Origin of the sequence: Streptomyces venezuelae, from assembly GCF_008642335.1 — a bacterium.
GTDB classification, from domain to species: Bacteria; Actinomycetota; Actinomycetes; order Streptomycetales; family Streptomycetaceae; genus Streptomyces; species Streptomyces venezuelae_F.
The window spans coordinates 3,504,652-3,524,403 of the sequence record NZ_CP029191.1 but is presented as its reverse complement, the minus strand read 5'-3'; the positions used below and the strand labels follow the sequence as shown (position 1 = coordinate 3,524,403).

Annotated in this window: 17 protein-coding genes; 9 read left to right on the top strand and 8 right to left on the bottom strand. The window is 72.8% G+C overall.

Annotation, left to right across the window (positions count from 1 at the left end; translation table 11 throughout):
- Window positions 1-95 precede the first annotated feature (95 nt).
- Window positions 96-788: a metal-dependent transcriptional regulator gene (locus tag DEJ49_RS15680; protein WP_150169187.1), complete on the bottom strand. Its 693-nt coding sequence runs from the start codon at window positions 786-788 to the stop codon at window positions 96-98.
- Window positions 789-938: 150 nt separating this feature from the next.
- Here DEJ49_RS15680 and DEJ49_RS15675 point away from each other — a divergent pair, with 150 nt between their 5' ends.
- On the top strand, window positions 939-1,712 hold the full coding sequence (locus DEJ49_RS15675) for an SIS domain-containing protein (protein WP_150184697.1): 774 nt from the start codon (window positions 939-941) through the stop codon (window positions 1,710-1,712).
- Here the strand turns inward: DEJ49_RS15675 and DEJ49_RS15670 are convergent.
- Together DEJ49_RS15670 and DEJ49_RS15665 are read right to left on the bottom strand one after the other, a co-directional pair.
- A complete protein-coding gene (locus DEJ49_RS15670; RefSeq protein WP_150184696.1) occupies window positions 1,700-2,917 on the bottom strand; it encodes a sensor histidine kinase in 1,218 nt (405 codons plus the stop codon). The genes DEJ49_RS15675 and DEJ49_RS15670 overlap by 13 nt on opposite strands.
- Entirely contained in the window at window positions 2,914-3,579 is a 666-nt protein-coding gene (locus DEJ49_RS15665; RefSeq protein WP_150184695.1) for a response regulator transcription factor, read from the bottom strand. Before DEJ49_RS15665 ends, DEJ49_RS15670 begins: the two co-directional genes overlap by 4 nt.
- Before the next feature lie 137 nt (window positions 3,580-3,716).
- On the opposite strand from DEJ49_RS15665, the gene DEJ49_RS15660 reads away from it, so the two are divergent.
- From DEJ49_RS15660 to DEJ49_RS15645, 4 genes are read left to right on the top strand one after another with little or no spacing between them, the layout of a single operon-like run.
- A complete protein-coding gene (locus DEJ49_RS15660) occupies window positions 3,717-4,244 on the top strand; it encodes a hypothetical protein (RefSeq protein ID WP_150184694.1) in 528 nt (175 codons plus the stop codon).
- Complete coding sequence (locus tag DEJ49_RS15655) at window positions 4,241-5,311, top strand: peptidoglycan-binding protein (RefSeq protein WP_223832854.1); 1,071 nt, start codon at window positions 4,241-4,243, stop codon at window positions 5,309-5,311. The genes DEJ49_RS15660 and DEJ49_RS15655 overlap by 4 nt, the downstream gene beginning before the upstream one ends.
- Window positions 5,308-6,027, top strand: a complete 720-nt coding sequence (locus tag DEJ49_RS15650) for an ABC transporter ATP-binding protein (protein ID WP_150184692.1) — start codon at window positions 5,308-5,310, stop codon at window positions 6,025-6,027. Before DEJ49_RS15655 ends, DEJ49_RS15650 begins: the two co-directional genes overlap by 4 nt.
- Window positions 6,024-7,268: an ABC transporter permease gene (locus DEJ49_RS15645; protein WP_411757164.1), complete on the top strand. Its 1,245-nt coding sequence runs from the start codon at window positions 6,024-6,026 to the stop codon at window positions 7,266-7,268. Before DEJ49_RS15650 ends, DEJ49_RS15645 begins: the two co-directional genes overlap by 4 nt.
- Window positions 7,269-7,341: 73 nt before the next feature.
- On the opposite strand, the gene DEJ49_RS15640 is transcribed toward DEJ49_RS15645, so the two are convergent.
- From DEJ49_RS15640 to DEJ49_RS15625, 4 genes are all read right to left on the bottom strand, one after another.
- Window positions 7,342-8,721, bottom strand: a complete 1,380-nt coding sequence (locus tag DEJ49_RS15640; RefSeq protein WP_150184691.1) for a PAS domain-containing protein — start codon at window positions 8,719-8,721, stop codon at window positions 7,342-7,344.
- A 404-nt stretch (window positions 8,722-9,125) separates the two neighbouring features.
- Window positions 9,126-10,745 (bottom strand): transporter, encoded by a 1,620-nt coding sequence (locus DEJ49_RS15635; RefSeq protein ID WP_150184690.1) that lies wholly within the window; start codon window positions 10,743-10,745, stop codon window positions 9,126-9,128.
- Window positions 10,742-11,542 carry an ABC transporter ATP-binding protein gene (locus DEJ49_RS15630; RefSeq protein ID WP_150184689.1) on the bottom strand — a complete coding sequence of 267 codons (801 nt, stop codon included), beginning with the start codon at window positions 11,540-11,542 and terminating at the stop codon, window positions 10,742-10,744. The genes DEJ49_RS15635 and DEJ49_RS15630 overlap by 4 nt, the downstream gene beginning before the upstream one ends.
- 105 nt (window positions 11,543-11,647) lie before the next feature.
- On the bottom strand, window positions 11,648-12,307 hold the full coding sequence (locus DEJ49_RS15625; RefSeq protein WP_150184688.1) for a bifunctional DNA primase/polymerase: 660 nt from the start codon (window positions 12,305-12,307) through the stop codon (window positions 11,648-11,650).
- 337 nt (window positions 12,308-12,644) lie between these two features.
- Here DEJ49_RS15625 and DEJ49_RS15620 point away from each other — a divergent pair, with 337 nt between their 5' ends.
- Window positions 12,645-14,033 (top strand): transcriptional regulator, encoded by a 1,389-nt coding sequence (locus DEJ49_RS15620; RefSeq protein WP_150184687.1) that lies wholly within the window; start codon window positions 12,645-12,647, stop codon window positions 14,031-14,033.
- A 139-nt stretch (window positions 14,034-14,172) separates the two neighbouring features.
- On the top strand, window positions 14,173-16,854 hold the full coding sequence (locus tag DEJ49_RS35950; protein ID WP_190329362.1) for a hypothetical protein: 2,682 nt from the start codon (window positions 14,173-14,175) through the stop codon (window positions 16,852-16,854).
- 12 nt (window positions 16,855-16,866) lie between these two features.
- Here the strand turns inward: DEJ49_RS35950 and DEJ49_RS15610 are convergent, their stop codons facing one another.
- The gene (locus DEJ49_RS15610; RefSeq protein WP_150184686.1) at window positions 16,867-18,141 is read right to left on the bottom strand and encodes an ABC transporter substrate-binding protein; all 1,275 of its coding nucleotides are present in this window, start codon (window positions 18,139-18,141) and stop codon (window positions 16,867-16,869) included.
- Window positions 18,142-18,259: 118 nt separating this feature from the next.
- Here DEJ49_RS15610 and DEJ49_RS15605 point away from each other — a divergent pair, with 118 nt between their 5' ends.
- Complete coding sequence (locus DEJ49_RS15605; RefSeq protein ID WP_150184685.1) at window positions 18,260-18,760, top strand: SCO4402 family protein; 501 nt, start codon at window positions 18,260-18,262, stop codon at window positions 18,758-18,760.
- Window positions 18,761-18,855: 95 nt separating this feature from the next.
- Complete coding sequence (gene purU / locus DEJ49_RS15600; protein ID WP_150184684.1) at window positions 18,856-19,737, top strand: formyltetrahydrofolate deformylase; 882 nt, start codon at window positions 18,856-18,858, stop codon at window positions 19,735-19,737.
- The last annotated feature ends 15 nt before the right edge of the window (window positions 19,738-19,752 follow it).

The following is a 19,752-nucleotide window of genomic DNA, read 5'->3' as shown; positions in this document are numbered from 1 at the left end:
CACTGAATCTTCGATTCCGCGGGATCCGGCGCAGCTCGCGGAGTCCTGTCAACCACCCCTGCGGCAACGGGAGTTGACTGACGGCGACCGGCCTTTCAGCGCTTGGCGACGAAGACGTGCGACGCGGTCTCCGCGGTGAGCTCGGCGGCCTCGCCGCTGCTGCCCACCAGGACGCCGCCCGCGGACTCCGTCACGCTCACCACGGAACCCGGCTGCACACCGGCCCGCCGCAGCGTGTACATCAGCTGGGCGTCCGTCTGGATCGGCTCGCCGATGCGGCGCACCACGACGGTCTTGCCCTCGGAACCCGGGTCGAGCTCCGACAGGGAGACCATGCCCTCGTCCAGGAACGGGTCCGCGCCGTCCTTCTCGCCCAGCTCCTCCAGGCCCGGGATCGGGTTGCCGTACGGAGACTCGGTGGGGTGGCGCAGGAGCTCCAGGACGCGGCGCTCCACGGCCTCGCTCATCACGTGCTCCCAGCGGCAGGCCTCGGCGTGCACCTGCTCCCATTCGAGCCCGATCACGTCGACGAGCAGGCACTCCGCCAGGCGGTGCTTGCGCATCACGCGCGTGGCGAGCCTGCGGCCCTCCTCGGTGAGCTCCAGGTGACGGTCGCTCGCGACGGCCACCAGGCCGTCGCGCTCCATGCGCGCCACGGTCTGGCTCACGGTCGGTCCGCTCTGGTCCAGCCGCTCCGCGATCCGGGCGCGCATGGGGACCACACCTTCCTCCTCCAGCTCGAGGATGGTGCGCAAATACATCTCAGTGGTGTCAATCAGCCCCGACATGGGTGCCCCTCAGAATTCGCTCGTGCGCTGGCCCTGCCCTCAATTCTGACGCATACCACTGACAACCGTGCCGCGCCGGTGGAATTCCCGCCCGGTACCGGCCTGCGACGGTGTTGACAGGGCGCTGGTCCAGACCGCAACGTGAGGCGAATGAGCGAGAGCATCCAGAGCGGCGTGAGCAAGACGGCGGGCCGGTATTTCGACGCCGCCATCGGACTGCTCCAGAAGGTGCGCGACGAGGAGTCCGGCAGCGTGGCCGCCGCGGGCACACTGCTCGCCGATGCCGTCGAGTCCGGCGGACGGCTCTTCGCCTTCGGCGCCGGGCACTCCTCGCTGGCCGCCCAGGACGTCGTCTACCGCGCGGGCGGCCTCGGCCTCATCAACCTGCTCGCCGTCCCCGGAGTGGTCGGCGTGGACGTGATGCCCGCCACGCTGGGCTCCGCCCTGGAGCGCGTCGACGGTCTCGCGGGCGCGGTCCTCGACTCGTCGCCGGCCCGCCCCGGCGACGTACTCGTGATCATCTCGCTCTCGGGGCGGAACTCGCTGCCCGTGGAGATGGCGATGAACGCCCGCGCGCTCGGCCTGAAGGTCATCGGAGTGACGTCGGTGGCGTACGCGACGGAGACCCGCTCCCGGCACGTCTCCGGCACCTTCCTGAAGGACCACTGCGACGTGATCGTCGACTCGAAGGTCGGCGTCGGCGACGCGGAGCTCTCCCTCGACGGGGTCGACGCCCCGTTCGGGCCCGCGTCGAGCGTCGTCACCAACGCCCTGATGCAGGCCATGACGGCCGCGGCGATCGAGAAGCTCGCCGAGCGCGGCATCCAGCCGCCCGTGCTGCGGTCCGGGAACGTGGACGGCGGACACGACTGGAACGGGCGCGTATTCCAGGAGTACGGGGACCGCATCTTCTACCGGCACTGAGTGCCTCGCGGGACCGGGGCGGGCGCGAAGGCCACCCGCACCGTCAGGCCGCCGCCCTCGGCGTTCGCCTCCGCCGTCACCTCCGCCTCGTGCGCCCGCGCGATCGCCGACACGATCGACAGGCCGAGGCCCGCCCCCTCGCCCCGCGCGTGCGTCCGCTCGTGCAGGCGCCGGAAGGGTTCGAAGAGGTGCGGGACGGTGTCCGGCGGGACCTCCGGGCCCGTGTTGGCGACCTCCAGCGTGCCGTCGGCGCCGACGGCGACGCGCACCCGGCCCTCGGGGGCGTTGTAGCGCACCGCGTTCGCCACCAGGTTGTGCACCAGCCGGTCCAGGAGCACCCCGTCGCCGGTCACCGTCAGCGGCTCCGTCCGCACCGACACCGTGACGCCGCGCCCCGCCGCCTCCTCGGCGAGACCGTCCGCGACGGCGTGCGCCAGGACGTCCACCGCGACGGGCTCGCGCCGCTCCAGGCCCTGCTCGGAGTCGGCGAGCAGCAGCAGCCCCTCGACGAGGTGCTCGCTGTCGTCGGCGACGGAGATGAGTTTCGTACGGATTCTCGCCACGCGTTCCGGGTCCGGGTCACCGGCGAGACCGATCTCGGCGGCCGCCCGCTGCACTGCAAGGGGTGTGCGCAGCTCGTGCGCCGCGTTGGCCGCGAACCGCTGCTGCGCGCCGACGAGGCGCTCTATGCGGTCCAGCATCTCGTCGAAGGTGTCCGCGAGGTGCTTCAGCTCGCCCGGGGGCGCGTCCAGCGCGATCCGCTCGTGCAGGTTCGCGCCGGAGAGCCGCCGCGCGATGTTGGTGATCACCCCGACCGGGCGCAGGACCCGGCCCGCCATCCACCAGGCGAGGGCGATCGACAGGACGGCGTACACGGTGAAGACGATCACCGAGACCGTCAGGAGCCGGCTGAGCGCCGCCTCGCCCGCGAGATCGCTGATCCTCGTCACGGCGAGGCCGCTCCTGTCGACGTCCGGGACCGTGCCCTGGAGGCGCTGGGCGGGCACCGCGGACGCCACCGGCAGCGGACTGGCATGCCGCCACGGCGGCGTCGGGTCGCGCGGCACCGCCGTGGTCACGGCCGAACTGATCGACGTATACAGCCCCTGCTGCACGAGCAGATAGACGAGCCCCGTGAGCAGCGCTCCCGCCAGCACGAGCAGCCCTCCGTAGAGGGCGGTCAGCCGGGCCCGCTCGCTGCTCATCCGCGCCCCGCGATCCGGTACCCGGCCCCCGGCACCGTCTCCACGACCGGCGGCTCGCCGAGCTTCGCGCGGAGCTTGGAGAGGGTGACGCGGACCGCGTTGGTGCGGTAGCTGGTGTCCTCCTCCCAGACCTGTTCGATCAGGTCCTCGCCGCTGACCACCGCGCCGTCCGCCCGGAGCAGCGCCTCCAGGACCGCGAACTCCTTGCGGGACAGCGTCAGATGCCGCCCGTCCCGGCTGGCCTGGCGGCGCGCGGTGTCCAGGACGAGACCGGACCGTTCGATCACCGGCGGCAGCGCGGGCCGGGCGCGGCGGCCGAGGGCGAGCACGCGCGCGAGCAGTTCGTCGTACGCGAACGGCTTGGTCAGATAGTCGTCCGCGCCGAGCCCCAGACCCGCCACGCGGTCACGCACCGTGCCCGCCGCCGTCAGCATCAGGACCCGTGTCAGGAGCCGCTGCTCGACGACGCGGCGGCACACCTCGTCGCCGTGCACGCCCGGCAGGTCGCGGTCGAGGATCAGCACGTCGTACTCGCCGAGCTGCAGTTTTCGCAGCGCGGTGAGGCCGTCGGCGGCGACGTCGACGGCGAGCGCGTCGCGGCGCAGCCCGTCGGCGATCATCTCGGCCAGGAATTCCTCGTCCTCCACCAGCAGTACGCGCATGTCGCCCTGTGTACCCGAGAGTGACCTTTCGCCGGTGTAAGCGTCTCCGTTGAGAGAAACGAAACGCGGCTCCCCGCCAGCCTGTGCGCGTCAGTCACGCCACACGTCAGTCACGCCACATGTGAAGGGGAAGTTCCATGAGGACCGCCCGCACGACCCGTCCCGCTCTTCTGCCGCGTACCCGCTCGGTCGCGTTCGCGTCCACCCTCGCCGCGCTCGCGCTCTTCGCCGCCGCCTGTTCCGACGGTTCCGGCTCGGACTCCGCGTCCGGCTCGTCGTCGGACAGCGCCGACGGCGGCAAGGGCGCCGACGCCGACAAGGCGTTCAAGGAGCGCGAGTGCCTGCGCAAGCAGGGCCTCAAGGTGGCCGAGCCCAAATCCGACGAGGACGTCAGCGGCATCACCATCGGCGGCGACATGAGCAAGGAGAAGATGGAGGCCGCCCTGAAGAAGTGCGGCGCGGGCGGCGGCCGGTCGGGCAAGGGGCCCTCGCAGGCCGACAAGGACAAGATGCTCAAGTACGCCCAGTGCATGCGCGAGAACGGGTTCAACATGCCCGACCCGAAGTTCGACGGCGGCGCGATGCAGGCCCAGCCCATGCCCAAGGGCGCCGAGGCCAAGAAGATGGAGAAGGCCGCCGAGGCGTGCAAGGGCATCGTCAAGTGAGGCGCCGTACCGCCGTCGTCGCCACCGTCGTCGCCCTCCTCGCCGTCACCGGCGGCGGCATCGCCGTCAGCGCGCTCGCCGACGCGGGCGGCAAGGAGACCGCCGACCACCGCGGGGCGGGCCTGCCGCCGGCCACCGCGTCCGTCGAGCGCGGCGACCTCAGCAGCGGCACACAGGTCGACGGCACCCTCGGCTACGCCAAGGAACGCAAGATCAACGCCGGTACGACGGGCACGCTGACCTGGGCCCCCGACAACGGCTCGACCATCGGGCGCGACGGACGCCTCTACGAGGTCAACGGCACGCCCGTCCGCCTCATGTACGGCACCGAGCCCATGTACCGCACCCTGAAGAGCGGCGACAAGGGCAACGACGTCCGCCAGCTCGAAGAGAACCTCGTCGCCCTCGGCCACGGCGCCGGGCTCGCCGTCGACGGCACGTACACCGACGGCACCGCGGCCGCGGTCAAGCGGTGGCAGAAGGCCCACGACCGCAAGCAGACCGGCCGCGTCGGCCCCGACCAGATCTCCTTCCAGCCGTCGGCGGTCCGCGTGAAGTCCGCGGGTTCGACCGTAGGCGACCAGGTCGCGCCCGGCAGGCCCGTCCTCTCGACGACCGGCTCCGAACGCGTCGTACGCATCCAGCTCGATGTCGCGGAGGGCGACTCGGCGAAGAAGGGCACGAAGGTCACCGTGACGCTCCCGGACGGCGCCACGGCCGACGGCAAGGTCTCCGCCGTCGGCAGGACCGCCAAGCCCGGCGACGACCCGAGCGACAAGACCCCCAAGATCCCCGTCACCGTCACCTTCGACGACCCCGGCGAGGTCGACGGCTTCGACCAGTCGCCGGTCACCGTGAACCTCACCGGCGAGACCCGGAAGAACGTCCTCTCCGTCCCCGTCAACGCCCTCCTCGCGCTGCCCGGCGGCGGCTTCGGCGTCCAGGTCGTCGAGGGCGGCCGCACCCGCGACGTGAAGGTCGAGCTCGGCATGTTCGGGCAGGGCAGGGTCGAGGTGAGCGGCGGGGGGCTGCGGGAGGGTGCGAAGGTCGGGGTGCCGAAGGCATGAACGACCACTTCGTATCTCCGGGGCCCGCTTCCGCCGTCGTGGAACTGGCCGGCGTCACCAAGGAGTACCCGGGCGGGGTCGCCGCCCTCCGCGGGGTCGACCTGACCGTCGGCGCCGGTGAGCTCCTCGCCATCGTCGGCCCGTCCGGCTCGGGCAAGTCGACGCTCCTGCACATCGTCGGCACGCTGGACCGCCCCACGGCGGGCTCCGTCGCCATCGCCGGCCACGACATCGCGGCGCTCACCGACCGCAGCCTGTCCGCCCTGCGCGCCCGGCACATCGGCTTCGTCTTCCAGGCGTTCCACCTGGTCCCCGGCGTCAGCGCCCGCGACAACGTCGCCGAGGGCCTGCTCTACTCCGGGCTCCCGCGTGCGGAACGGCGCCGCAGGGCGGCGTACGCCCTGGAACGCGTGGGCCTCGCCGACCGCATGAGACACCGCCCGCACGAACTCTCCGGCGGCCAGAAACAGCGCGTCGCCATCGCCCGCGCGGTCGTCGGCGAACCCGACCTGCTCCTCGCCGACGAACCCACCGGTGCGCTCGACTCTGAATCCGGCGAGGCCGTCATGGCCCTGCTGCACGACCTGAACGCGGAGGGCGCGACCATCGCCGTCATCACCCACGACACGGAGATCGCCGAACGCCTGCCGCGGCAGGTACGCATCAGGGACGGACAGGTCGTCGCGGACACGCGGGGCGCGGAGGTCGTGGCGTGAGGGCGCGCAACGGTGAGCGGGCGCGTGACGGTGCACGGCCGCGCGGGCGCCGTGTCCTGCGGGCGGCGCGTCTCGGCCCCCGCGACGTCCTGCACGTGGGCTCGGCGGGCCTGCGCAGCCGACCGGTGAGGGTGGTCCTGTCCGCGCTGGGCATCGCGATCGGCATCGCGACGATGGTGGCGGTGGTGGGCATCTCGTCTTCCTCCAAGGCCCAACTCATGCGGGAACTGGACGCGCTGGGCACGAACATGCTGGTGGCGTCGCCGGGGGAGGCGATGTTCTCCGGCGAGAAGGTGACGCTGCCGCGCGACGCGGCGGGGCGGGCCGGACGGATCGACGGGGTCGAGTCCGTGGGCGCGACGGGCGACCTCGAACGCACCGTCCGGCGCAGCGAGAAGATCCCGAAGGACGAGACCGGCGGCATCTCGGTGCGGGCGTCCACGGAAGGGCTGCTGAAGGTGTTGCGGGGCCGGATGGCCCACGGCAGCTGGTTCAACGCGGCGAACAGCCGCTATCCGTCGGTGGTACTCGGCCATGTGGCGGCGAAACGTCTGGGCATCGTCGCGCCCGGCCGGCAGGTCTGGCTCGACGACCGCTACTTCACGGTGATCGGCATCCTCGACCCGCTGCCGCTCGCACCCGACATCGAGCGGTCGGCGCTGACGGGCTGGGACGCGTCGAAGAAGTACCTCGGCTTCGACGGGCACCCGACGTCGGTGTACGAACGCTCCACCGACGCCACGGTCAACAGCGTCCGCAAGCTCCTCGCGGCGTCCATCGACCCGGAGAACCCGCGCAACGTCCAGGTCACGGATCCGTCGGCGGCGCTGCAGGCGAAGGCGGCGACGGAGGGAGCGTTCTCCACTCTCCTCCTGGGCCTGGGCGGAATAGCCCTGCTGGTAGGAGGGGTCGGCGTCGCCAACACGATGATCATCTCGGTCCTGGAACGCCGCTACGAGATAGGCCTGCGCCGCTCCCTGGGCGCGACGCGGGGCCAGATCCGCGTCCAGTTCGTGACGGAGTCCCTGATGCTGTCGGGTCTGGGCGGTGCGGCGGGGGTGGCGCTGGGAGCGGCCGCGACGGCGGCGTACGCCCTCTCGGGCGACCTCCCGTGGGTGGTCCCGCCCTGGGCCATGGCGGGCGGCTTCGCGGCGACGCTGGCGATCGGCACGGTTGCGGGCCTGTATCCGGCGGTCCGGGCGGCCCGCTTGTCCCCGACGCTGGCACTCCATGCGACGTGATCTGGCGGGGCGCCTTTGGTGGGGTTCGCCTGTTGTCCGTTTGTGGATGAGGGGCTCCCCACCCCCCCCGCCTCTAGGGGGAGAGGATCTGGGCCAGGTCGAGGGATACGGCGACGCGGGACGCGACGCTCTCCGCGTACGCCGCGTCGGAGCGGTCGAACATCCCCCGCCCCGCCCCCCGCAGAAACGTCACGACGCCCAACGTCCGGCCCCTGCTCCGCAGGACGACGCACAGGGCGTGGACGGAGTCCTCGGGCCACTGCCGGGCCGCCGCCCACTCCCGCACCCGGTCCTCCGACGCCCCCACCCCCGCGCTGGCCCGCACGGACCCGACCCGCTCCACGCTCTGCGGCGCGGGATGCCCCTCGGGGTAGCGGACGGGGATGCCCGCCGTGGCGACGGGGCGGCAGGGTCCCGGCGGTCCCGCGGGCGTCGCCGCCGTACGGACCAGACGTACCGGGTTCTCGCCCGCCAGCACATCGACCAGGGCGTGGTCAGCGAAGCCCGCGAGCGCGAAGTCCAGCTGGACCGTCGCCGCCTCCGTCGGGTCCTCGCACTCCGCGGTGGCCCGCGCCGCCCGGTGCAGCTGCTGGGACCGGAACCGCAGCTGCGACGCCTCCTGCTCCGCCTGCTTGGCCTCCGTGACGTCGAGGAACAGCCAGCCGACGCCCAGCGGCACGGGCTCCTCGGCGAGCGGCGAGGCGAGGCGGAGGAAGCCGCTGCGCCAGCACCGGCGTGCCTCCCCGTCGTCATCGCCGCCCGCGGCGGCCCGCACCGTCACCCACATCTCCGCGGGCGCGGGCGGCGTCCCCTCGGCGAGGACGTGCGTCAGGGCGCTCTCGAGCTCCTCGACGCCCTGCCCGAGCAGATCGGCGAGCGGCCGCCCGAGCACGGCGCTGCGGCCCACTCCGAAGGCGCGGGCCGCGTGTTCGTTGACGACGGCGGGCCGCAGATCCGCGTCGACCAGGACCACGCCCCACGACGCCGTCTCGAACAGCGCCTCGCTCAGCGCGATGGACCGCTCCAGGTCGATCTGCGCGTGGACCTCGCTGAAGGCGCAGTACACCCCCGACGACTTGCCGTCCCCGCCCCGCACGGACGCCGACTGCATGCGCACCAGGACCCGTCCGCCGTCCTTGGTCACCAGAGCGAACTCGTGCACCTGCCGGCCCGGCGCGTCCATCGCGGACAGCAGCCGCTCCTCGACGTCCCCGGCGTCGGCGGGCCGCACGGCCCACCCCGTGAACCCGTGTCGCCCCACGGCCTCCGCCGCCGTCCACCCGAGGATCCGCTCGGCCTCGCGGTTCCAGTGCGTCACCACACCGTCGGCGTCGAAGGCGCAGAGCGCGGCGTCCATTCCGTCGAGGAGCGCCGCGAGCAGCTCGGCGCCTCCGGGCTCGGGTTCTTCAGGACCAAGTTCGTCAGTGGTTCCGCTCCGCCGCGAAGCACTCACGTGGCACCCCCTACAGGCCTGCGCGATCTGCCCGTACCGCATGTCAGATCATTCAACTGGAACGTGACGCAGCCCACAGGAACTTCCCGGAAGTTGGAGAGAAATCGTTGTGCGTCCGCCAGTCCGCCTACCCGAAAAACCGGTTGAGCCGCGCGACGCCGCTTCCTAAGGTGTGTATCACTCGAAGAAAGGAGGTGATCCGGCAGTGATTTCATTGCGGACGCGAGAGGTGGCTGCGGGCTAGCGGCCTGCCACCACACCCAGTGCGGTGCCCGGCCGGCACGAGTGACGAGCGTGCAGCCGGCCCAAACCCAAAGCAGTCACCCGACCCGCGAGCCGCCGGTACGTCCGGCCGGCTCCCTCCGCCCCGGGCGGCAGGGACCCAGGCTCGCGGGTCGCCTGCGTCAACCCCTGCTCACCGCCGTGAGGATCTCCGGCAACCGCCTCGCCAGCCGCGGCGCCGCGAGCCGCAGGCCCAGCTCCGTGATCGTCGCCCCGTAGGCCGCGCCGAGCGGCAGCAGCAGCCACGTCCAGGACGTCGCGCTTGAGGCGTGCAGCCAGATCGTGAGGGTCAGGAAGGGCGCGCACAGCAGCGCCGCCGCGACCATGCCGCCGACGATGGAGATCCAGGCGAGGCCCGCCTGGCCGGGGGCGACGTTCTTGTAGCCCTCCTGCGGGATCGAGTACGGGAAGCGGGCCGACGACCACGCGCCCGTGGCCAGCATCGCGCCGAGCAGCGCGAAGGAGAGGCCGAGCACCTCCGGCAGCGCCGGCCAGTCGCCGAGCATCGCGGTCGTCAGGACGGTGACCAGCGCGGCGTACGGGAGGGTGATCAGGAGCAGCGCGAGGGCCCGGCCGCGCAGCTCCACGTACGCGTCACGGGGCGAGGAGATCGTCATCGCCACCATCCAGAACGCCGACGTGTCCTGCCCGAACTGGTTGTACATGAGGACGCCGAGCATGCCCGCCGCGAAGCACGCGAAGTAGACGGAGCCGGTGCCCTGCAGGGCGTTGAAGAGCGGCACGATCAGGCCGATGGCGAGGGACGTGACCCAGGCGGCCTTGGTCTTCGGATCGCGCCAGACGTAGCGGAGGCTGCGTTCCATGACCGTGCCGGTGCGGCCCGCGGGCAGCAGCCCGCCGAGGGCGCCCGACGTGCGGGACGTGCCCTTGTCCGGCTGGGCGGCCGCGAGCGTGGAGCCGTCCGGTGCCGTCATCAGCCGGGTCAGGCTGCGCTGCCAGAGGGTGAGGAGGGCGAGGAGGGCCGCCGCGGTCAGAAGCAGTTGGGCCGCTGCCGTGGCGTACGCTCCCCTGCTGACCGAGTCGACCGCGCCGAGCGCCGCGGACGGCGGGAGCCAGCGCACGACGTCCGCCGCCGGGTCGAGCGTGGACAGGCCCGACGAACCGAGCTTCTGCGCGCCGAAGTTGACGACCTGCGCGCCGACCGCGATCACAAGGCCGCTGAGGACGGCGAGGTCGCGTCCCTTGCGGCTGGTGAGGAGGCGGATGTTGGCGGCGGCGACCGCGCGCGCCAGCGCCACGCAGACGAGCAGGGTGAGGACGACCGCGAGGACAGCGGTGACCGCCGCCGCGGCGCCGTGCGCCAGGGCCACCGCGGCGCCCGCCGCGAGACAGAGCGTGAACAGCGGGCCGATGCCCACGAGGGATGCGGCGAGCAGCGCCCGTACGAGCGGTTGTGGCCGCAGCGGCAGCATCACCAGGCGCGTCGGGTCGAGCGTCTCGTCGCCGCTCGGGAAGAACAGCGGCATGACCGCCCAGCCGAGCGCGAGCACTCCGACGAGCAGGACGCAGACCGTCGCGGCGTGCGCGTTGCCGCGCAGCGCGACGAGCCCGAGGAGCTGCAGCGCGGCGAAGAGGAGCGCGACGGTGACGGACGCGATGTAGGCGGCGCGGCGGCCCGTGGACTGCCGCAGGCCGTTGCGCAGGAGGGAGAGTTTCAGGCGGATGAGGACGGGCGCGAGCGCCGGGGACGTGCGCGCCCTCGTGGTGTCGGCCGTGCTCATCGGGGGCCGCCGCCCAGCCAGTCGAGGTCGGTTCCCGCGGTGCGGCCGTGCGCGCCGACGAGTTCGAGGAACGCCTGCTGCAGCGAGGGCGCCGCGCCCCGCACCTCGGCGAGTGGTCCGTGCGCGCGGATGCGTCCCGCGGCCATGACGGCGACCCAGTCGCAGAGGGATTCGACGAGCTCCATGACGTGCGAGGAGAAGACGACGGTGGCGCCGGACGCGGTGTACCGCTCCAGGACGCCGCGGATCGTCTGTGCGGAGACGGGATCGACGCCCTCGAACGGCTCGTCGAGGAAGAGGACTTCGGGGTTGTGCAGCAGCGCGGCGGCGAGGCCGATCTTCTTGCGCATGCCGGTCGAGTAGTCGACGACGAGTTTGTGCTGGGCGCCCGCGAGGTCGAGTACGTCGAGGAGCTGGGTGGCGCGTTTGTCGACCTCGGCGCCGGGCAGTCCGCGCAGTCTCCCGGTGTACGCGAGGAGTTCGCGCCCCGAGAGCCGCTCGAAGAGGCGCAGGCCCTCGGGGAGTACGCCGATGCGGGCCTTCACCTCGACGGGGTCGCGCCACACGTCGTGACCGACGACCTCGACGGTGCCCTGGTCGGGCCGGAGGAGGCCGGTGACCATGGAGAGGGTCGTGGTCTTGCCCGCGCCGTTGGGTCCGACCAGGCCGATGAACCGGCCCGCGGGCAGCGACAGGTCGATCCCGGCGACGGCGACCTGCTCGCCGAACCGCTTCCAGAGCCCCCGGATCCGTACCGCCGACGTTTCCGTTCCCGCGTCCGTCGCCGCTTCCGTCACCGTGCCGCCCTCCACTGAGCCCGCCGTGTCCGTGGTGTCCGCCGTGTCCGCACGATACGTCGACGGCGGCTCCAGGGAAGGTCGGCGGCTCTCGGTGCCTGCCCGTCAGCGGCGCGCTTCCCTGCCGCACGCGTAGGCCAGCGGGGAGATGATCTCCTCGGCGTCCGGCAGCCAGCGGTTGGCGACGGTGGGGCGGCAGGCCCACTGGACGGCACCGATGGCGCCGAAGCGGGTCGGGGGCCCGGCGACGTACGTCCCCTCGCCGAGCGCGACCAGGTCGATGGCGGCCGGCGGCCAGCCCAGCTTGCGTACCAGGTCGGGGACCTTGGCCGTGGCGCCGGGCAGCACGAAGAACTGCATGCGGCGGTCGGGCGTGCAGGTCACGGGGCCGAGGGTGAGCTCCATCCGCTCCATGCGGGCGAGCGCGAGGAAGCCGGCGGTCTCGGGCACGTCGATCGCGTCGAACGTGCGCCCGGTGGGGAGCAGGATCGACGCCTTGGGCTGCTTCTGCCAGAGCCGCCGGGCCACGGTCGCGCTGCCGGTGGCCTGGGTCGCCCAGTCCTCGCGGGCGGGGTGTGCGCCGGGCGCGTCGCACGCGGCCTCCCCGCACGAGCACTGCTCGACGCCCTCGACGGACTCGAGCCAGGTCCCGGGGAACACGTCCCAGTGACGCTCCTCCGCGTACCGCACGGCCGTGTCGAGCAAGGCTTCTCCGCGCTGCTTCGGGATCTGCGCGGCTGACGTGACTCCGATGGTCTCTTCCACGGAGTTCTCAACTCCCGGTGCCACCTCGGGTTACGGGCGCACGCGAGGGCGGGGGAGGAGCATCGATCCTGCGAGCGGGGCGCATGGGTGCATGGGCGGGGGCGCGCGTGGGGATTGGCTGCCGGGGGCGGGTAGCCAGGTCTCGGGCAGTCGGAGAGCGCCTCGGGCAAGGGGAGCACGCCTCGAGACCGTACAGTTTTGCACTTGTAGTTCTTTATGCGTTCTTTTGCTTCTTTTGTGGCGCATCTTCGCCTCGTCCCAAGGGCATTGATCACCCTGAGGCGGTCCACGGCGGCCGCCCGTTCCGATGGTCCACGGTGCACACAGGGGGTACGCCATGGCCGCCAGGCCACTCGTCGCGCGACAGCCCAATGAACGGCTGCAGGCGCTCATTCAGGAAGCCGGCTGTTCCAACGCCGGTCTGGCCCGCAGGGTCAACATGTGTGGCGCGGAGCACGGCCTCGACCTGCGCTACGACAAGACGTCCGTCGCCCGCTGGCTGCGCGGGCAGCAGCCGCGCGGGCGGGCGCCCGGCATCATCGCGGAGGCGCTCGGCCGCAAGCTGGGCCGGACCGTCACCATCGACGAGATCGGCATGGCGAACGGCAAGAACCTCGCCTCCGGCGTCGGCCTGCAGTTCTCGCCGACCGTCCTCGGCGCCATCGAGCAGGTCTGCGAGCTGTGGCGCAGCGACGTGGGCCGCCGCGACTTCCTCTCTGGGTCGTCCGTGGCCGCGTCCGCGCTCGTCGAGCCCAGCCGCGACTGGCTGATCTCCTCGCCGGACCCGCAGGTCGGCAGGTCCGCGGGGCCGCGTGTCGGGATGGCGGACGTGGCGGCGGTCAAGGCGATGACGGAGGCGCTGACCCGGCTGGACCACCAGTTCGGCAGCGGCCATGTGCGGCCGGTCGTCGTGCACTACCTCAACTCCGTGGTCTCCGGGCTGCTCGCGGGCTCCTACCGGGAGGCGGTCGGGCGTGAACTCTTCGCCGCGGTCGCCCGGTTGACGGAGCTCGCCGGATACATGGCCGTCGACACGGGGCAGCCGGGCCTCGCCCAGCGCTACTACATCCAGGCGCTCCGGCTGGCCCAGGCGGCGGGCGACCGGGGGTACGGAGGGTACGTACTGGCGGCGTCGATGAGTCACCTCGCCGCGCAGCTCGGGAACCCGCGCGAGATCGCGCAGTTGGCGCGGGCCGCGCAGGAGGGGACACGCGGGAGGGTCACGCCCCGCGCGGAGGCGATGTTCTACGCCGCGGAGGCGCGCGGACACGCGCTGCTCGGGGACGCGCGGGCCACGCAGGTCGTGGCGGGGCGGGCGGTGGAGGCGATGGACAGGGCGTCCGCCACGGAGGACTCCGGCGACGACCCGACGTGGATCCGCCACTTCGACCACGCATATCTGGCCGATGAAATGGCGCATTGTCACCGGGACTTGGGGCAGGCGGACGCGGCGGCGCGCAGCGCGCAGGAATCCCTGGACGGCCACCCCGAGACGCGGGCCCGCCGCCGGGCCATCGGCCTGGTCCTGCTGGCCACGGCACAGGTGCAGCGGCGCGAGGTGGAACAGGCCTGCCACACGGGCCTCAAGGCGGTCGAACTCCTCGGCACGCTGCGGTCGAACCGCGGTGCGGAGTACCTGGAGGACTTCCAGGACCGGCTCCACCCCTACCGGGAGGAGCCGGTGGTGCGCGAGTTCGGAGCGCGCCTGGACGTCCAGGCTGCCTGAGAACAGCGTCTGACAGGGAGGTTTTGTTACTGCCGTCACTGCGCGGAGGGCGGCGTTCTGAGCTGCGTGGCAGAGGGATGTGGCGACCCGGTAGCGTGACCCGACGGTTCCGTAGGTCCCCCCAGGTGTAGGAGTCCCGGTGACGCAGCAGAGCGGTCAGGGCGCTGCTTCTTCCGATCCGCAGCAGCGGCCCGCCCACGAGGGCGTCGTGCTGCCCGCGGACGGCAGCGAGCCGCTGTTCCCCGGCACCGCGGGCCGGCACACCGCCCCGGCCGGCGGCACGCCGTGGGGCGACCCGTGGGGTCCCGAAACGTCGACGCCGCCCCAGGCCCAGCCCCTCCCCCCGGAAACCGACCCCGCGTCGTACGCCCCCTCACAGGGCCACAACGCCCATCCCACACCCCAGCCGGGCTACGGCTACCCGCAGTCGGGCCCGGGTGCCGCGCACACCGCCGGTCGGCAGCCGGGGTACGGCACCCCGCAGCCCGGATACGGCTCCCCGCAGCCGAGCGCCGGATCCCAGCCCTCCGGCACGGGCGTCCACCAGCCCGGCCCTGGTGCTGCACAGCCGGGCTACGGCTACCCGCAGTCGGGGCCGGGTGCCGCGCAGGCTGCCGGCCCCGGTGGTCAGCAGCCCGGTTACGGCGCCCCGCAACCCGAGTACGGCTCCCCGCAGCCGGGTGCTGGAGCCCAGCTCTCCGGTGGGGGCGGCCAGCAGCCCGGTCCTGGTGCTTCGCAGCCGGGCTACGGCTATCCGCAGTCGGGGCCGGGCGACGGCCCCGGCGACCGGCAGCGGAGCTATGGCAACCCGCAGCCGGGCCCCGGCGGCGCCGCTCAGCCCGGACACGGTTCCCCGCAGCGGGGCGCTGACGCCCGGCACGGTGCCGACGGCCGGCAGCCCGGCTCCGGCGCCCCTTACCCCGGCCCCCACGCCTCCGAGCCCGGATACGGCTATCCGCAGTCGGGGCCCGGCGCCCCGCACCCCGGCACCGGTGGTCAGCAGTCGGGCCACGGCGTTCAGCAGTCCGGTGGTTCCGGCGCCCCCCAGCCCGGATACGGCTATCCGCAGTCGGGGCCCGGTGCCCCGCACCCCGGCACCGGTGGTCAGCAGTCGGGCCACGGCGTTCAGCAGCCCGGTGGTTCCGGCGTCCCCCAGCCCGGTTACGGCTATCCGCAGTCGGGCCCCGGTGCCCCGCACCCCGGCACCGGTGGTCAGCAGTCGGGCCACGGCGTTCAGCAGCCCGGCGGGCCCAGCGCCTCCGAGCCGGGCTACGGCTACCCGCAGGCGGGGCACGGCGTTCAGCAGCCTGGCGGTGTCCAGCCCGGATACGGCTACCCCCAGGCAGGTCCCGGCACCTCGCCGGGCCAATCCGGTGCCTACGGGCAAGACGCGCGTCAGCCCCGGCACGGGGGCGCCCACGCCGGGCCGCAGGGACAGGGCGCGCATGGGGCGCAGGCGGCGCACGGCGCCCATGCCGCCCCCCGCCCCGAGCAGCCGCAGCCCCCCTCCTCGCAGCCCAGACACGGCGCACACGCCGCGCCGCAGACCCCTGCCGCACCCCAGCGGGCCCAGGGTGCCCACGCCGCCCCCCTGCCCCCCGCCGCGCAGCCCCAGCCGTTGCCGCCCGTCGCGTCGGCGGGGCGGAGTGCGCCGTTGCCGCCTGTCGCCGCGCCCGGCGCTACAGCCGACAGTGATGCCACGCAGTTCATACCCCCCGTGGGCGCGAACGCGGGCGCCGCCGATGAGGGAGTCACGCAGTACATACCTCCGGTGGGCCGCGATGTGGGCGCCGCCGACGAGGGGGTCACGCAGTACATACCTCCCGTGGGACCCGGTGCGTTGCCGCCCGAGGCTTCCGCCGGCGATGCCACGCAGTTCCTGGGGCGGGCCGGCGGGTCGGCGGGTGGGGGGTCCGACAGCGATCCCACTCAGTTCATCGCGCCCGTCCCGGCAGGCCCCGCAGGGCCGGCCACACCTCCCGAGCCCGCCGGCGCGCCCTACGGCATTCGGCCCGGCGCCCCCGGCGACCGGCAGCCGCCCGCCGAGTTCGACAGTCTCTTCCGTACCGAGCCGGAGGCGGAAGGGCCCGCGTCCACGCAGCAGATGCCGCGCGTCCAGGCCCAGGGCCCGGCGCCCGTACCCGCCCCGGAGCCCGCGGGCGGCGGCCACGGCGGCGGGGGACGGCGCAGCCGCACCGGATCGAAGGTGCCGCTGATCGCCGCCGTCGGCGTCGGCATCGCCCTCCTCGGCATCGGCGCGGGCGCCCTCCTCAGCGCCGGTGGCGGCGAGGACGACAAGAGTGACGACGGGCAGCCTGTCTCCGCCTCCGGCGAGCCCGACGAGCGGCCCTCGCCGAGCGCCGACCCCGCCAAGGAGCAGGCCGTCGCCCTGGACAAGCTGCTCGCCGACAGCAACAACAGCCGCGACTCGGTCATCGCCGCCGTACGCAACGTGGGCAAGTGCCAGAACCTGAGCCAGTCGGCCAAGGACCTGCGCGCCGCGGCCAAGCAGCGCAACGGCCTCGTCACCCGGCTCGCCGGTCTGAAGGTCGACAAGCTGCCCGCCAACGACCAGCTGACGGCCTCCCTCAACAAGGCGTGGAAGGCCTCCGCCGCGGCCGACAACCACTACGCCGCCTGGGCGGACCAGGTCGCGGGCAAGAAGGGCTGCCACAAGGGCCACGCCCGCAACACCCCGCAGACCGGGGCCGGCAACCGCGAGAGCGGCGCGGCGACCACCGCCAAGGAGCAGGCCGCCAACCACTGGAACGCCATCGCCCGGAAGTACGGCCTCACCGAGCGCAACAAGACCCAGCTGTAGAGGAGCGGACGGTTACGCCGTCTGTTCCAGCGTCTTCTCGACGTTCACGAAGCCCTCGCGCGCCGGGACGAGCCGCCCGTCGCGCACCGTCTGGAACGTGACGCCCGAGTTGATCAGGCGGGGGAACTCGCTGGCGGCGAGGAGGTCCTCGAAGCGCCAGCTCAGCGGCGGGGTAAGGCCGCCCGTCTCGACGCGGAGGCCGCCGTCGAGGGCGCGGCGCAGCGTGCGGGCCGACACCTCGCCGCCGTCGAGCGACTCGACGGCCTGCTTCAGGACGGTGTACGCGATCCACGTCGTCTGGACGCCCGCGTCGGAGGGGTCGACGCGGTTGTCGCCGAACGCCTGCTCGCGGATGACGTCCCGCATCCGGTCCCACCGCGCGTCGCCCGCCGCCGGGTACCAGCCGGTGACGTACGCCCCTTCGTAGGGGCCGCTCGCGCCGCCGGTGCGGTCGATCAGGGACTGGTCGACGCTGCCGAGCACGGACGAGATGCGGACCGGCGGATAGTCGTCCTTGGTGCGCCGGAACGAGTCGTAGAACGTGTCCGTGCGCGCCCCGAGCGCCGCCGTCACGCACCCGTTGTCCGCCCCCGCGTCCTTCAGCGCCCGCTCGGCCTGCGGTGTGAGATCGGTGCCGTCCTCGGGGGCGCGGATGTCGGAGACGGGCTTGTGGTGGCCGTCGGCGAGACCCTGGTTGAGCAGCTTGGGGAGCTCGTCCCCGGCGAGGGTGTCGGGGCGGACGAGGGAGACCCGGTCGCAGCGGGCGGCGAGCTGTCGGCCGTTGCCCGCGAGGAGGGCCGGTTCGCCGCCGTTGACGGGGTACGAAAGGGGGCTGCTGAACTCGTCGTCGGTGACGCCGTACCCGCCGATGTAGGGGATGCCCGCGACTTCGAGCGGGCCGAGGAAGGACCGGCCGTGCTGGCTGTACGCGCCGACGACCGCCACCACGTCGTTGTCGACGGCCTGCCGCGCGCACTCGGCGGCACCGACGGAGTCGTTGTGGTCGTTGCAGGTGAGGACCTTGAGCTCGCGGCCGCCGAGGCCGCCGTGGGCGTTGACCCAGCGGGCGTAGGCCTGCGCCATGGCGGGGACACCGGGCTTGTTGGTGGCCTTGGTCTTCTCGGGGGCCCAGGTCATCACGGTGATGGGGCCGTCCCCGGAACCCCCCGTGGTTCCAGGGATGACCCCGCAGCCGGATATCAGCGACGCACACGCCGCCACGGCGGCCGCCGAGATCGCAGCGGTTCGGGAGGGGCGGGGGAGGAAGGTGCGTCGCCAGCCGGTCATGTCCCTGCACGATTCCGTTGTGCGGCCAACCGTGGAGTGACTCGTCTTCAACGGACAGTGACATGAAAGTGAACGGGCGGGGTCCGGTTCGCGTGCGTGGAGTGGGAACGTACGATCCATGACCGTGCAAGATTCGGAGAAGTCTTCCCGTCGCGGCCGTCGCTCCAGCACCATGGGCGGCATGCCGACCAACGACATGCCGTGGTGGCGCTGGCGCAGCAACGTGCGCTCGGCGCTGCACATGCTCTCCGACCCCGACTTCCAGCGGGAGTGCTGGCTCGCGGGGCGCGAGGAGTACGGGGACGTGACCGACGCCGTGTACCGGCTGGTCGAGGACACGTGGTTGGACAACTGGTCCGCTGAGAAATACGTCGGGACGATCTTCCGGGACCCGCAGGAGGCGGCGCTCGTCGACACGGCCGTGCTGCGGGTGCTGCGGATCATGCACGAGGTGGGACCCGACGCGCTGGTCTCCGTCTACCTGGACCACCCGGGGTGGCCCGAGGCCGTCCGCGCGGCCCGCGACGCGCACGTGCGGCTCGCCGCCGGTGACGGCGAGGACCCGGACGTACCGCCGCAGACCCTTGAGGTGCTGCGGATCATGACCCGGTCGGCCTGACGGCACCGTCCGCCCCACGGCGCGTCCGCGCGACGGCACGTCCGTCTGCCGGGACGATTGCCGTCGGCGGTGTCCGCTGTGGGAACCTTGGCCGCATGAACGAGCAGTCCACCGCGCCCGCCGCCCCCGCTGAGCAGTACGTCCTCACCCTTTCGTGCCCCGACAAGCAGGGCATCGTGCACGCCGTGTCGAGCTACCTCTTCATGACCGGCTGCAACATCGAGGACAGCCAGCAGTTCGGCGACCACGACACCGGACTGTTCTTCATGCGCGTCCACTTCTCGGCCGAGGCGCCGGTCACCGTCGAGAAGCTGCGGGCGAGCTTCGCCGCGATCGGCGACTCCTTCCAGATGGACTGGCAGATCCACCGCGCCGAGGACAGGATGCGCGTGGTCCTGCTGGTGTCGAAGTTCGGGCACTGCCTGAACGACCTGCTGTTCCGCTCCCGGATCGGCGCGCTGCCCGTGGAGATCGCCGCGGTCGTCTCCAACCACAAGGACTTCGCCGAGCTCGTCGCCTCGTACGACATCCCCTTCCATCACATCCCGGTGACGAAGGAGAACAAGCCCGAGGCCGAGGCGCGGCTGCTCGAACTCGTGCGCTCGCTGGACGTGGAGCTCGTCGTCCTCGCCCGCTACATGCAGGTCCTCTCGGACGACCTGTGCAAGGAGCTCAGCGGGCGGATCATCAACATCCACCACTCGTTCCTGCCGAGCTTCAAGGGCGCGAAGCCGTACCACCAGGCGCACGCCCGCGGCGTGAAGCTCATCGGTGCGACCGCGCACTACGTGACCGCCGACCTCGACGAGGGCCCGATCATCGAGCAGGAGGTCGAGCGGGTCGGCCACGGCGTCACCCCCGACCAGCTGGTCGCGATCGGCCGTGACGTGGAGTGCCAGGCGCTGGCGCGGGCCGTGAAGTGGCACGCGGAGCGCCGGATCCTCCTGAACGGCCGCCGCACGGTCGTCTTCGCCTGAATACCCGGGTCACCG